Origin of the sequence: Streptomyces shaanxiensis (assembly GCF_039537145.1) — a bacterium.
GTDB classification, from domain to species: Bacteria; Actinomycetota; Actinomycetes; order Streptomycetales; family Streptomycetaceae; genus Streptomyces; species Streptomyces shaanxiensis.
The window spans coordinates 81,768-95,333 of the sequence record NZ_BAAAZY010000008.1; the positions used below are offsets into that span (position 1 = coordinate 81,768).

Consider the following 13,566-nt stretch of genomic DNA (forward strand, 5'->3'; position numbering starts at 1 on the left):
GCCATCCATGTCATGGATTCAGCGCATCCACAGGATTGATTTCCGTGATCCGCCCATCGAGGTCAGAGTAGACCGCAACCCAGCAGGAGGAAATCTGATGGCAACGCTCGTGCAACCTGCCGGCCCGTTCGCGCTCGGCACGTTCTCCGCCCCGGACGGCGACCCGTTCCCCGGTCTCCTGGCCGGGGGGCGGGTGCTCGACCTGAGCCGGGCCCTGGACTCGGCGCCGTCCGACATCCGTGCCGTACTGGAACGGTGGGCGGACACGCGCCCCCTGCTGCGCGCCCTGGCCGACGACGCCGCCCGGGACTGGCAGCCGCTGGAGGACCTGCGCGTGCACGCCCCCGTCGAGCCCCGGCAGATCTTCCAGTCCGGCGCCAACTACCGGCAGCACGTGATCGACCTGGAGGTCGCGCACCGCTCCCCCGACGACCCGCGCACGGTCGAGGAGGCGCGGGCCGAGATCGCCGCGGTCATGGACCGGCGGGCCGCCGAGGATCTGCCGTACGTGTTCATCGGTCTGCCGAGCACCGTTACCGGCCCGTACGACGACGTCGTCCTGCCCGCGTGGGCCGAACAGCCGGACTGGGAGCTGGAGTTGGCGGCCGTGATCGGCAAGCCCGCTTACCGGGTTTCGGTCGAGGAGGCCCTGGAACACGTCGCCGGGTACACGATCGCCAACGACCTCACCGATCGTGCGACCGTGTTCCGGCGGGACATGAAGGCCATCGGCACCGACTGGCTGCGCTGCAAGAACGCCCCGGGCTTCACCCCGCTCGGGCCGTGGCTCGTACCGGCCGAGTCGATCGCCGACCCTGGTGATCTGCGGGTCACCCTCAAGCTCAACGGCGACACCATGCAGGACGAGTCCACCAAGGACATGCTCTTCGGCGTCGCGCGGCTGGTGTCGTACATCTCGCAGACCTCCCGGCTCCTTCCGGGTGACCTGGTGCTGACCGGCAGCCCGGCCGGCAACGGCCTGCACTGGGGACGGCTGCTGCGGGACGGCGACGTCATGGAGGGGTCGATCACCGGGCTGGGCGTACAGCGGACGCGGTGTGTGGAGGAGGCGTCGTGAGCCTGGACCGGACCGACCCCGAGGGCGCGATCGCCGAAGCCGCCAAGGCTTACTCCAACTGGGGGCGCTGGGGCGCGGACGACGTGCTCGGCACCCTGAACTTCCTCGACGAGGCCAAGCGCCGGGAGGGCGCCGCGCTGGTACGGCGGGGCGTGAGCTTCTCGCTGTCGCAGCGGTTCGACATGAACGGGCCGCAGAAGGGCTGGCGCCGGCGCACCAACCCCGTGCACACGATGCTCGACACCGGCACCGACGCGGCGCTGGGCAACCAGGGCTTCCCGCACGGCATCGGCGGCGCCGACGACGTGATCGCGATGCCACTGCAGTGCTCCACCCAGTGGGACGGGCTCGGGCACATCTTCGACCACGGCAACGCCTGGAACGGGCGGGCGGCGGAGAAGGTCGTCACCTCCGACGGCGACCTGGTCACCGGCATCGAGCACATGGCGCCGTACGTCGCCGGGCGTGGGGTGCTGCTGGACGTGGGCCGCGTGGTCGCGGAGGACGGTGAGCTGCCCGACGGGTTCGCCGTCACCGAGGAGCACCTGACCGCGACCGCTCGGGCGCACGGGGTGAGCGTGGGCCGCGGCGACATCGTCGTCGTACGGACCGGGCAGCTGGCCCGGGTGCGCCGTGACGGCTGGGGCGACTACGCGGGCGGGCCCGCGCCGGGGCTGTCGTTCACCACGGCCGGCTGGCTGCACCGTAGCGAGATCGCCGCGATCGCCACCGACACGTGGGGGTTCGAGGTACGGCCGAACGAGTTCGAGAACGCCTTCCAGCCGCTGCACCAGGTCGTCATCCCCAACCTGGGACTGCTGATCGGCGAGATGTGGGACCTGGAGGCGCTCGCCGGGGACTGCGCGACGGACGGCGTGTACGAGTTCTGGCTCACCGCCGCTCCGCTGCCCATCACCGGGGCCGTGGGCTCCCCCGTCAATCCCATCGCCGTCAAGTAGCGCCCGCACGCCTGCCGGGTGCGTCCTCCGTCGCCGCCACGGCGGCCCATCCGGCCCCTGGCCACCCGTCAGTCCGCTCACTGACGGGTGGCCGCTCACACCACCGCCACTCACTATCCGCCGGAATCGTCCGGCCCGCACTCGGAGCGCGCGAGCCGCACCGCACCCCGGCCGCCCGATGCCGCGCGGCCCGACCTCGGGAGGGACTCCCCGACATGACCGACAGCCGCACCCTCTGCCAGCCTCCCGCTGGGGGCACCCCCACCGTCCTTGTCATCGGCGGTGGCGCTTCCGGCAATGCCGTCACCATCCTGCTCAGCCGCGCCGGTATCACCGTCGACCTGATCGAGGCCAGGCCCGACTGGAACGCCACCACCGGCTCCGGCATCACCCTCCAGGGCAACGCCCTGCGGGTCCTGCGCGAACTGGGCGTGTGGGAGCGCACAGCCGCCTCCGGATACCCCTACGGCTCGCTGGGCGTGACCGCCCCCGACGGCACCGTTCTCTTCGTCGCCGAGGACATCCAGACCGGCGGGGAGGACCTGCCCGCCACCCTCGGCATGCAGCGCCCGCAGCTCCAGCAGATCCTCATCGACGCGGTCCGTGAGTCCGGCGCTCGGGTTCGGCTCGGCACCACCGCCGAGTCCCTGGAACAGGACGCCGACGGTGTCTCGGTGCGCTTCAGCGACGGCAGCGAGGGCCGCTACGACCTGGTGATCGCCGCCGACGGGCTCAACTCCGCCACCCGCGCCGCGATCGGCATCACCGAGAAACCCGAGCCCACCGGCATGGCCATCTGGCGCATCGCCGCCCCACGGCCCGCGAGCGTGACGCGCACCGACCTCGCCTACGGCGGCCCCGCCTACATCGCCGGCTACTGCCCCACCAGCGAGAACACCATCTACGCCTATGTCGTCGAGGCGTGCCGCGACCGCGCCGCCATCGACCCCGCCGCCTACGCCGACGAGATGCGCGGCCTGGCGCAGGCGTACGGCGGGGCCTGGCCGGAGATCACCGAGCACATCACCGACCCGAAGAAGGTCAACTACACCTGGTTCGACCGGCTGCTCGTCGAGGGCTCCTGGCACCGGGGCCGGGTCGTGTTGGTCGGCGACGCCGCCCACTGCTGCCCGCCCACCATCGCGCAGGGCGCGGCCATGTCGCTGGAGGACGCCTCCGTGCTCGCCGAGCTGCTGACCAGCGGTCGGGAGTGGGGCGAGGCGCTGTTCCAGGCCTACTACGACCGCCGTATCCCGCGGGTGCGCACCGTCGTCGAGGCGTCGGTGCAGATCGGCCAGTGGCAGCTGGACGGCGTGCGCGACGCGGACATGGCCGGGCTGATCGGCCGCACGATGACCGTCCTGAAGGAGCTGCCGTGACGGCGCCCACCATCGACGTGCACGCGCACGTCCTGCTCCCCGAGGTCGAAGCCCTGGTGGCCGGCCGACCCGGACTCGCCGAGGCCAGGGCGCTGGACGCCCGCCGCAACGGCCCGGCCGCGCTCGCCGTCAACGGCCCCATGGTGCGCGAGCGCGTCCCGGCCCTGACCGACGTCTCCGTACGCCTCGCCGCGATGGACGCGCAGGGCGTGGACGTGCAGCTCGTCAGCCCCTCCCCGTCGCACTACCACTACTGGGCGGACGAGGAGACGGCCGAGAAGCTCTGCCTGCTGGCGGGCGAGGCGACGGCCGCGCACTGCGCCCAGGCGCCCGGCCGGCTCCACGGCCTCGGTCTCGCTCCCCTCCAGCACCCGGAGTTGGCGGTGCGCGCCCTGGAACACGCCATGGGCCTGGGCCTGCTGGGTGTCGAGATCTCCTCGCACGCTCCCTCCTTGCCCGCCATCGGGCAGGAGGGGCCCAGCCGCGAGTTGTCGGACCCGGCGTACGAACCCTTCTGGACGCGGGCCGAGGAGACGGGCGCGATCCTCTTCCTGCACCCCTTCGGCTGCACGCTCGACGAGCGCCTGGACCGGTGGTACCTGTCCAACACGGTCGGGCAGCCGACGGAGAACGCCGTCGCGCTGTCCCATCTCATCTTCTCGGGCGTCCTGGACCGCCATCCGGGACTCAAGCTGATCGCGGCGCACGGCGGCGGCTACCTGCCGACGCACCTCGGCCGCTCCGACCACGCCTGGTCCGCCCGCTCCGACGCGGGCGCGGGCTGCGCCCACCTGCCCAGCAGCTATCTGAAGCGCCTGTACTTCGACTCCCTCGTCCACGACCCGTACGTCCTGCGGGAGTTGATCAGGGTGGCGGGCGCCGACCGGGTCCTGCTCGGCTCCGACTTCCCCTTCGACATGGGCACCGAGGACCCCGTCGGCGCGCTGCGCGCCGCGCGGCTGTCCGATGCCGACTTCAACGCCGTACGAGGCGGCAACGCCGCCGCTCTCCTCCGGAAGGACTGACACCATGCGTCTGCTCACCCATCTGCGGCACGTCGACCTCGCCGTACCCGACTACGACAAGCAACTCGACTTCTACGCCGGCGTCTGGGGCCTGACCAAGGTCGCCGAGGACTCCGGCATCTCCTTCCTGGCCGCCGAGGGCAGCCCCGAGCAGTACGTCGTACGGCTTCGCAAGGCCGACGAGAAGCGCCTCGACCTCGTCTCCTACGGGGCGGGCAGCCCGGCCGACGTGGACACGCTCGCCGAACAACTCCTCTCCCAGGGTGTGCAGTTGGTCTCCCGGCCGGGGAAGGTCGACACCCCCGGCGGCGGGTACGGCTTCCGCTTCTTCGACGGCGACGGCCGCACCATCGAGGTCTCCGCCGACGTCGAGGCGCGACAGCACCGCCGTATCGAGGAGAAGGAGGCGATCCCGGTCCGGCTGTCGCACGTGGTGCTCAACTCCCCGGACCTGAACAGGACCCGTGAGTGGTACGAGACCCACCTCGGCTTCCGCCTCTCCGACACCCTCAGCTCGCCGCACATGGGCGAGGTCATGCACTTCATGCGGATCAGCAACCAGCACCACTCGATGGCCATCGCCCAGTGCCCGCACACCTCCCTGCACCACATCTCCTTCGAGATGCGCGGCCTGGACGAGTACATGCGCGGCTCCGGCCGGGTGATGCGCTCCGGGGTCCGCAAGATCTGGGGTCCCGGGCGGCACATGGCCGGGGACAACACGTTCACGTACTTCCTCGACCCGCACGGCAACACCGTCGAGTACACCACCGAGCTGGAGGAGTTGGACGAGGACACCTGGCACCCGCACGTCTACGACTTCTCCCAGCCCGAGGTCACCGACCAGTGGGGCACGGCGAACCCGATGAACGAGCTGGTCGCCAAGGAGTCGTTCAACGACGTCGACCGCGGCGTGTTCGTCGCCCCGCCGGTGTAAGGGGCGCCGACACGTGCGCATCGCCACTTACGAGTACGAGGGGCGCCGTCAGTGCGGGGTCGTGGAGGGCACCGTCGTACGGGCTCTGCCGGACGGCACCTCCCCCCTCGACGCCATCGACGTCCGCCCCGTGGGCGAGGCCGTCCCGCTGTCGGACGTACGCCTGCTGGCGCCCCTCCAGCCGCCCACCGTGCGGGACTTCGTCACCTTCGAGGAGCACGTGGAGGGTGTACGGCGTTCGGTGGACGGGGCCGCCGGGGTGCCGGAGCGCTGGTACGCGGCGCCGACCTTCTACTTCACCAACCCCTACGCCGTGTACGGCCCGCACGACGACATCCCGATGCCGCCGGGGTCGGCCGTGCTCGACTTCGAGCTGGAGGTCGCCGCCGTGATCGGCCGCGAGGGCCGTGACCTCACCCCGGAACAGGCCCGCGAGCACATCATCGGCTACACCGTCTTCAACGACTGGTCGGCCCGCGACCTTCAGTCGGCGGAGATGCAGGTGGGGCTGGGCCCGTGCAAGGGCAAGGACACGGCCACGACGCTGGGGCCGTACCTCGTCACCGCCGACGAGCTGGAGCCGTACCGCGACGCCGACGGTTTCCTGCGGCTGGCGCTGACCGCCGAGGTCAACGGCGAGGTGGTCGGCGAGGACCTGCTGTCCAACATGAGCTGGACCTTCGAGGAGATGGTCGCGTACGCCTCGCGCGGGACGTGGGTGCGGCCCGGGGACGTGCTCGGCTCCGGGACCTGCGGCAACGGCGGCTGTCTGGCCGAGCTGTGGGGCGTGCGCGGCAGACAGGACCGGCCGCCGCTGAAGCCCGGCGACACCGTCACCCTCACCGTGGAGGGCATCGGTTCGGTGTCCAACACCGTGGTGGCCGGCGCCGATCCGGTGCCGGTTCCGGTGGCTCGACGTCGCCCCAGGGAGCGGCCGTGACCGACCTGCTCCCGAAGCGGCTCCTCGGCAAGGTCGTGGTCGTCACGGGCGCGGCCCGCGGCCAGGGCGCCGCCGAGGCCGAGGCGCTGACCCGCGAGGGCGCCCGGGTGATCGCCACCGACGTCACGGACGCCCCCGGCTGCCGCCGCCTCGACGTCACCAGCGACGAGGAGTGGGCCGAACTCGCCGCCGAGCTCAGGGAGTCGTACGGCCAGGTCCACGGCCTGGTCAACAACGCGGGCGTCACCTGGCGGGCCCGGCTCGGTGAGGTACGTCCGGAGGACTTCGACCGTGTCCACGCGGTCAACGTCACCGGCCCGCTGCTCGGCATCCAGCGCCTCGCCCCGCTGATGCCGCCGGGGTCGTCCATCGTCAACGTCGGCTCGACGGCCGCGCTCACCGGCCACTACCCGGTCGCCTACACGGCCGGCAAGTGGGCGCTGCGGGGCCTGTCGAAGGCGGCCGCCCTGGAGCTCGGCCCGCGCGGCATCCGCGTCAACATCATCCACCCCGGCTACATCGAGACCGAGATGACCGCCTCCGCGGCCCCCGCCTTCCGCGAGGCGAACATCCGCGAGACCCCGCTCGGCCGCACCGGGACCGTGGACGAGATCACCCCGCTCGTGGTGTTCCTGCTCTCCGACGGAGCGTCCTTCATCACCGGCGCCGAGATCCCCGTGGACGGGGGCCTCACCGCGCACGGCGGCGTCAAGTCCGTCTCGGACGCGCTGCGTTCGTGAGCGGTCGCCGTCTCCCGTCCTTCCAGAAAGGCCTCCTTGTGAACAAGGTCTGCGCGAGCGCCGTCGAGGCGGTCGCCGACATTCCCGACGGCGCTTCGCTGGCCGTCGGCGGGTTCGGTCTCAGCGGCATCCCGGCCGTCCTCGTCGAGGCGCTGCACGCCCAGGGCGCGACCGGCCTGAAGGTCGTGTCGAACAACTGCGGCGTGGACGGGCGGGGTCTGGGCGTGCTGCTGGCGGCGGGCCGGATCGCCCGGGTCACCGGCTCCTACGTGGGCGAGAACAAGGAGTTCGCCCGCCAGTACCTGTCCGGCGAGCTGGAGGTGGAGCTGGTGCCGCAGGGCACGCTGGCCGAGCGGCTACGGGCGGGCGGCGCGGGCATCCCCGCGTTCTTCACGCCGGCCGGGGTGGGCACGCAGGTCGCGGACGGGGGCCTGCCGTGGCGGTACGCGTCCGACGGCTCGGTGGCCGTGGCGTCCCCGGCGAAGGAGATCCGGGTCTTCGGCGGCCGGCCGCACGTCCTGGAGCACGCCATCACCGCGGACTTCGCCCTCGTGCGCGCCTGGCGGGGCGACCGGCACGGCAACCTGGTCTTCCGCAACGCGTCGGCCAACTTCAACCCGCTTGCCGCCATGGCCGGACGCGTCACCGTGGCCGAGGTGGAAGAGCTCGTGGAACCCGGCGAGTTGGGCCCCGGCGAGATTCACCTGCCCGGGATCTTCGTCCAGCGGATCGTGCGACTGACGCCCGAAGAAGCAGCCGACAAGCACATAGAGAAGGTGACGGTACGTTCCTGATGGCCTGGACCCGCGACCAGATGGCCGCCCGCGCCGCCGCCGAACTCACCGACGGCTCCTACGTCAACCTCGGCATCGGCCTGCCCACCCTCATCCCGGACCACCTCCCGCCCGGCGTGCACGTCGTCCTGCACTCCGAGAACGGCATCCTCGGCACCGGCCCCTACCCGACCGCCGACCAGGTCGACCCGGACCTGATCAACGCCGGCAAGGAGACGGTCACCGTGCTGCCGGGGGCGTCCTTCTTCGACTCGGCGCTGTCCTTCGGCATGATCCGCGGCGGGCACATCGACACGGCCGTCCTGGGCGCCATGCAGGTGTCGCACCGCGGTGACCTGGCGAACTGGATGATCCCCGGCAAGATGGTCAAGGGCATGGGCGGGGCGATGGACCTGGTCCACGGTGCCCGTCGCGTCATCGTGCTGATGGAGCACACCGCCAAGGACGGCTCGCCCAAGCTCGTCGAGGACTGCACCCTGCCGCTCACCGGCGAGCGCTGCGTCCACCGGATCATCACCGACCTCGGGGTTCTCGATGTCACGCCGGGCGGCCTCGCCCTCGTCGAGACCGCCCCCGGAGTCACCGTGGACGACGTCGCGGCGCGTACGGGTGCCCCGCTCCTGCTGGACTCGGCCACTTCGGCCTGCCGATAAGTCTTTTGACATAGGTATCTCTGCATACCTAAAATGACGGCATGCCCCAGCACAGCGCGTCCGCCCAGGACCTCGACCACGTGGCCGAGGTCCTCGTGGCGTGCCTGCCCGCGCTGCACCGGGCCCTCGACCGGCAGGTCGGTCAGGATTTCCCGCACCCCAAGCCCCCCGAGGCCCAGCTCGCGCTGCTGCGGCATGTCGAGGCCCATGCCGGGGTCACCGTGCGGGAAGCGGCCGAGGCATTGCTGATGAAGCCCAACAACGTCAGCGCGCTGGTCACGCAGATGACCGAGCAGGGGATGCTGGAACGCCGGCAGGACCCCGCCGACAAGCGGGTCGCGCACCTGCACCTCACCGCGATCTCACGGCAGCGGCTCGCCGAGGTCTCGGGCCTGATGAGTGCCCATCTCGCGCAGGCGCTGCGCGCCCTGACCGACGGCGAACTGGACGCCCTCGGTTCCGCGTTGGGCGCGCTCAACGCGCTCACCGAGCACCTTCACCGCCCCATGCGCTGATCCGCGCTCTTCTTCCAGTACTCACGAAGGACAGGCACAGTCATGCCCTCCGCGACCACCGACTCCGCCGCCCCGCCCACCCCCGCGCCGCCCTCAGACCAGCCCCGCGGTCCGCGGGCCAACCCCTGGCTGACCCTCATCGCCGTCGCCTTCGGCCTGTTCATGGTCGGCCTCGACGGCTCGGTCGTCTCGATCGCCAACCCCGAGATCGGCCGGGACCTGGGCGCCTCCACCGCCGACCTCCAGTGGGTCACCAACTCCTACCTGCTGGCCCTCGCCGCCGCCCTGATCCTCGGCGGCAAGCTCGGCGACCGGTTCGGCCGCCGTACCTTCTACCTGGTCGGTGTCGCCGGCTTCACCGTCGCGTCCGTCGCCATCGGCCTCGCCGGGTCCATCGAGGGCGTCATCGCGTTCCGCGCGGTGCAGGGCTTCTTCGGCGCCCTGTTGATGCCCAACACGCTCGGCATGCTGCGGGCCGTCTTCCCGCCGCGGAAGTTCGGCATGGCGGTCGGCATCTGGGCCATGGTCTCCTCGGTCTCGACCGCGCTCGGCCCCATCGTCGGTGGCCTGCTCGTGCAGCACGTCAACTGGGAGTCGGTCTTCTACATCAACGCCCCCATCGGTGTCATCGCGCTCGTCTTCAGCGGCGTCGTCCTGCCACAGAGCAGGAACACCGACGCCGCGGACGAGAAGTTCGACATGGTCGGCGTCGTGCTGCTGGCGCTGGGGCTGCTCGCCGTCGTGTTCGGCGTCGTCAAGGGCGAGACATGGGGCTGGACTTCGGGTGGCACGCTGGGGGCCATCGCCGCCGGAGTGGTGCTGCTGGTCGTCTTCGGGGTCTACGAGACCCGGGTCGCCTCGCCCCTGCTGCCCATGCGCCTGTTCCGCAACCCGGCGCTGACCATCGGCACGGTCATCACGGCGCTGAACTTCTTCGTGCTGCTCGGCGTGATCTTCTTCGTCATGCTCTACCTCCAGAACGTGCGCGGCTTCAGTCCCGTCGAGGCCGGTGTGCGCACCCTGCCGCTGAGCCTCGCGTCGGTGGTGGCCTCCCCGCTGGGCGCGGCGCTCACCGACCGGTTCGGGCCGCGGTTCACGATGCCGCTCGGCATGGCGCTCCAGGCCGTCGCCTGCTTCACGATGCTCAGCTGGAGCGCGGACTCCTCGTACACCACCATGTGGCCGCCGTTCATCGCGCTCGGTCTGGGTGTGGGCATGGTGATGGCGTCCTCGTCGGACGCCGTCGTCGGCAACGCGCCGGTCAAGGACGGCGGTGTGGCGGGCGGTCTGCAGGCGACCGCGCTGCAGATCGGCGGCGCGCTCGGCACCTCCGTGCTGGTGTCCCTCATCAGCAGCCGGGTCGGCTCCACCCTGACCGGCGAACTGACCTCCGCCGGGGTGCCCGCACCGGCCGCGCAGGGTCTCGGCGAGGCGAAGGACGCGGTGGCCATGGGGGTGGCCCCCGTCTCCGGTGACATGCCCGACCGGCTCAGGTCAGCCGTGGTCGAGGGAAGCCACGAGGCCTTCATGAACGGCGTGCACACCAGCGTGCTGGTCGCCGGGGTGTTGTGCGTGGTCGGGGCCTTGGTGGCCGCGATGGGGGTACGGCGTGCTCCCGAGGCGGGCGGGCACTGACGGGTCCGGGCTGCCCTGTCGTCGCCGCCAGGTTGCCGCTGCCCCGTTGCCGCTGCCCGTTGTCGCCGTGCTGTCGTCAAATCCCTACGGGATCTCCTGCTCGGCCCAGATGATCTTTCCGTCGGCCGTGTAGCGGGCGCCCCAGCGATGGGCGAGCTGCGCCACCAGGAACAGGCCGCGGCCGCCCTCGTCCATGCTGCGGGCGTGGCGCAGCCGTGGCGCGGTGCTGCTGCCGTCGGCGACCTCGCAGGTCAGCCGGGAGTCGCGGAGCAGCCGTAGGCGAATGGGGGGTTCGGCGTAGCGGATCGCGTTGGTGACCAGCTCGCTCACGATCAGCTCCGTCGTCATGGCCAGTTCCTCGAAGCCCCAGGCCTCCACCTGGCGGGTCGCCCGGGCCCGGACGTCGGCGACGGCGGCCGGGTCCACGGGCACCTCCCACGAGGCGACGTGCTCGGCGCCCAGGGCGCGGGTGCGCGTCAGGAGCAGGGCGATGTCGTCGGGCTGCGGCACGGGCACCAGCTGCCCGACCGCGGACGAGCACAGTGCGCCGAGGTCGAGTTCGGGGCGGGAGAGCAGATCGCCGAGCCGGGACATGCCCCGTTCCACGTCGCCGTCGGCCGCCTCCACGAGGCCGTTGGTGTAGAGGCCGAACAGGCTGTTCTCGGCGAGCTCGATCTCGGCGGCCTCGAACGCCATCCCGCCCAGGCCGAGCGGCGGCCCGGCAGGGGGCTCGGGGAAGGAGACCTGCCCGTCGGGGGTGATGACGACCGGGGGCGGGTGTCCGGCGCGGGCCATCGTGCAGCGCCGGGTCACCGGGTCGTAGACGGCGTACAGACAGGTCGCGCCGAGGAAGGCGGTCGTGCTCCGGTGGGCCGCCTCGGCCGCCCCGGCCACCGCTTCGTCGGCCGTCCCGGTCACCGCTTCGTCGGGCTGTTCCTCGCTGAGGCGGAGCACCAGGTCGTCGAGGTGCGCCAGCAGTTCGTCGGGCGGCATCTCCATGTCGGCGAGGGTCTGCACGGCGGTGCGCAACCGGCCCATGGTCGCGGCCGCCGTGATGCCGTGGCCGACGACGTCGCCGACGACGAGGCCCACCCGGGCGCCGGACAGCGGGATCACGTCGAACCAGTCGCCGCCGACCCCGCCCGTCGCGTCCGCCGGGAGATAGGAGGAGGCCACCTCCAGCGCCGTACCGCCCGTCAGGGCCTGGGGCAGCAGACTGCGCTGCAGGGTGACCGCCGCCGTGTGTTCCCGGGTGTAGCGGCGGGCGTTGTCGACGCACAGCGCCGCTCGGGCCACCAGCTCGCGCGCGACCAGGACGTCGTCGGGCTGGAACGACACGGGGTTGAGCGACCGTACGAATGTGGTGAGGCCGAGGACGGTGTTCCGGGCCCGCATCGGCACGGAGATCAGGGAGTGCAGGCCGAACTCGCGCATGCTGGCCGCCCGCTCGGGCTGTTCGGTGGCCCACAGCTCGTCGGACGGGTCGAGGACCGGGATGAGGATCGGCTCGCCGTCGATGAGCAGATGCGCGTCGTGCGGCGGGGGCACGAAGTCCACCCGGTCCCCGACCTGCGCCACGGCCTCGGGGGCGCCCTCGCGCACCGAGCTCAGGCCGGCCCGGCGCATCACCGGCTTGACGGGGGCGGGTCCCGCGTCGGTGAGCCACGCTCCGTGCCCCTCGGTGCTGAGAACGGGCTCCAGCAGGTCCACGACGACGAAGTCCGCGAAGCGTGGGACGGCGAAGTCGGCGAGCTCCTGGGCGGTGCGCAGCACGTCCAGCGTCGTGCCGATCCGGGTGCCGGCCTCGTTGACCAGCGCGAGCAGCTGGCGGGCGTTCCACCGCTCGGTGACGTCCAGGACCATGTAGCAGACGCCGGTGATCGAGTTGTCGGGGTCCACCAGCGGGAAGAAGGACGTGGAGTAGGCGTGCTGGCGGTGCGGATCGGCCCAGCTCCAGCCGACGTACTCGTAGTCGGTGACCGGGACTCCGGTGTCGATGACCTTGCGCATCAGGCCCTCGATGGTCTCCGCCTGCAGCCCGGGCAGCAGCTCGCTCAGCCGCCGGCCGAGGCGCTGCTCGCGGGGCACTCCGCCGAAGCGCTCCAGGGTGTCGTTCAGCCAGACGTAGCGCAGCTGCGTGTCCATCATGGCCATGCCTACCGGCGAGCGGGTCAGGAAGCCGTCGAGGACGGACTGGTCCACCGTCCAGTGCTGGCGCTGCTCGCGTGCGGAGATCAGGAAGCACTCGTCCGCGCCGATCCGGAAGGACGCGGAGACGCGCAGGTCCGCCTCGATACGGCGGCCGCCGCGGTGCCGTAGGGGGATGAGGCCGCTCCACCCCATGCCGGCACGGCAGCGCTCCGCGACACCGGCCACCCGCACCGGATCGCCGGGCATCGCCAGCAGGCGCGCGGCCGGACCGCCGACGATCTCCGACGCGGGGTGGCCGAGCAGTTCCTCGGCGGCCTTGGTCCAGCCGAGCACCACGCCGTGACCGGACACCACCGCCGCCGCGTCGGAGGACGCGTCGAAGAGCGCGCGCGGTCCTTCGGACGTGAGCGCGTCCGGTTCTTCTCGCGGTGCATCCATGGGTCCTCACGCAGCGTCCATGGGTCCCGTCCCGTACACGACCATGTTCCTGCTAGTCCGCCCGATGTGCACGGGCCGACGACCACTGTCCCGCCCGGAGGACGGGGCTGCGCGCGTGGGCTGGGCGAGGGGTGGGGGCGGGGGGCTCCGGTCTGCGCGCGGGTGGAGGCAGCCGTGGTCTACACACAGTCCTCGGCCCCATGGCGACGCCACCGACGCCGGGGATCACGCCGAACGCGTCGAGACCAACCTTCCGCAAACGGGGCGCCCCGCCCCTGAGCAGCGCCGACTGACGGCTCCGCCCCCGCCCCCAAGCCCCCGC

At 71.9% G+C, this 13,566-nt stretch carries 12 protein-coding genes; 11 read left to right on the forward strand and 1 reads right to left on the reverse strand.

Annotation, left to right across the window (positions count from 1 at the left end):
• Nucleotides 1–97 precede the first annotated feature (97 nt).
• The 11 genes from ABD932_RS12095 to ABD932_RS12145 all read left to right on the forward strand — a co-directional run bounded on the left by ABD932_RS12095 (nt 98) and on the right by ABD932_RS12145 (nt 10,655).
• Complete coding sequence (locus tag ABD932_RS12095) at nt 98–1,078, forward strand: fumarylacetoacetate hydrolase family protein (RefSeq protein ID WP_345011632.1); 981 nt, start codon at nt 98–100, stop codon at nt 1,076–1,078.
• Complete coding sequence (locus ABD932_RS12100) at nt 1,075–2,037, forward strand: cyclase family protein (protein ID WP_345011634.1); 963 nt, start codon at nt 1,075–1,077, stop codon at nt 2,035–2,037. The genes ABD932_RS12095 and ABD932_RS12100 overlap by 4 nt, the downstream gene beginning before the upstream one ends.
• A gap of 215 nt (nt 2,038–2,252) precedes the next feature.
• Nucleotides 2,253–3,416 carry an FAD-dependent oxidoreductase gene (locus ABD932_RS12105; RefSeq protein ID WP_345011636.1) on the forward strand — a complete coding sequence of 388 codons (1,164 nt, stop codon included), beginning with the start codon at nt 2,253–2,255 and terminating at the stop codon, nt 3,414–3,416.
• Nucleotides 3,413–4,441: an amidohydrolase family protein gene (locus ABD932_RS12110; RefSeq protein ID WP_345011638.1), complete on the forward strand. Its 1,029-nt coding sequence runs from the start codon at nt 3,413–3,415 to the stop codon at nt 4,439–4,441. The genes ABD932_RS12105 and ABD932_RS12110 overlap by 4 nt, the downstream gene beginning before the upstream one ends.
• 4 nt (nt 4,442–4,445) lie before the next feature.
• Nucleotides 4,446–5,378: a VOC family protein gene (locus tag ABD932_RS12115; RefSeq protein ID WP_345011640.1), complete on the forward strand. Its 933-nt coding sequence runs from the start codon at nt 4,446–4,448 to the stop codon at nt 5,376–5,378.
• Nucleotides 5,379–5,391: 13 nt separating this feature from the next.
• Nucleotides 5,392–6,318, forward strand: coding sequence for a fumarylacetoacetate hydrolase family protein (locus ABD932_RS12120; RefSeq protein WP_345011642.1), 927 nt, complete (start codon nt 5,392–5,394; stop codon nt 6,316–6,318).
• Nucleotides 6,315–7,058, forward strand: coding sequence for an SDR family NAD(P)-dependent oxidoreductase (locus ABD932_RS12125; RefSeq protein WP_345011644.1), 744 nt, complete (start codon nt 6,315–6,317; stop codon nt 7,056–7,058). Before ABD932_RS12120 ends, ABD932_RS12125 begins: the two co-directional genes overlap by 4 nt.
• Nucleotides 7,059–7,096: 38 nt before the next feature.
• Nucleotides 7,097–7,852 (forward strand): CoA transferase subunit A, encoded by a 756-nt coding sequence (locus tag ABD932_RS12130; protein ID WP_345011992.1) that lies wholly within the window; start codon nt 7,097–7,099, stop codon nt 7,850–7,852.
• Nucleotides 7,852–8,505, forward strand: a complete 654-nt coding sequence (locus ABD932_RS12135) for a CoA transferase subunit B (RefSeq protein WP_345011646.1) — start codon at nt 7,852–7,854, stop codon at nt 8,503–8,505. The genes ABD932_RS12130 and ABD932_RS12135 overlap by 1 nt, the downstream gene beginning before the upstream one ends.
• A gap of 41 nt (nt 8,506–8,546) precedes the next feature.
• On the forward strand, nt 8,547–9,020 hold the full coding sequence (locus ABD932_RS12140) for a MarR family winged helix-turn-helix transcriptional regulator (RefSeq protein WP_345011647.1): 474 nt from the start codon (nt 8,547–8,549) through the stop codon (nt 9,018–9,020).
• Between the two features lie 42 nt (nt 9,021–9,062).
• Complete coding sequence (locus tag ABD932_RS12145) at nt 9,063–10,655, forward strand: MFS transporter (RefSeq protein ID WP_345011649.1); 1,593 nt, start codon at nt 9,063–9,065, stop codon at nt 10,653–10,655.
• A gap of 84 nt (nt 10,656–10,739) precedes the next feature.
• On the opposite strand, the gene ABD932_RS12150 is transcribed toward ABD932_RS12145, so the two are convergent.
• Nucleotides 10,740–13,244, reverse strand: a complete 2,505-nt coding sequence (locus ABD932_RS12150; protein WP_345011651.1) for a SpoIIE family protein phosphatase — start codon at nt 13,242–13,244, stop codon at nt 10,740–10,742.
• Nucleotides 13,245–13,566: the final 322 nt, after the last annotated feature.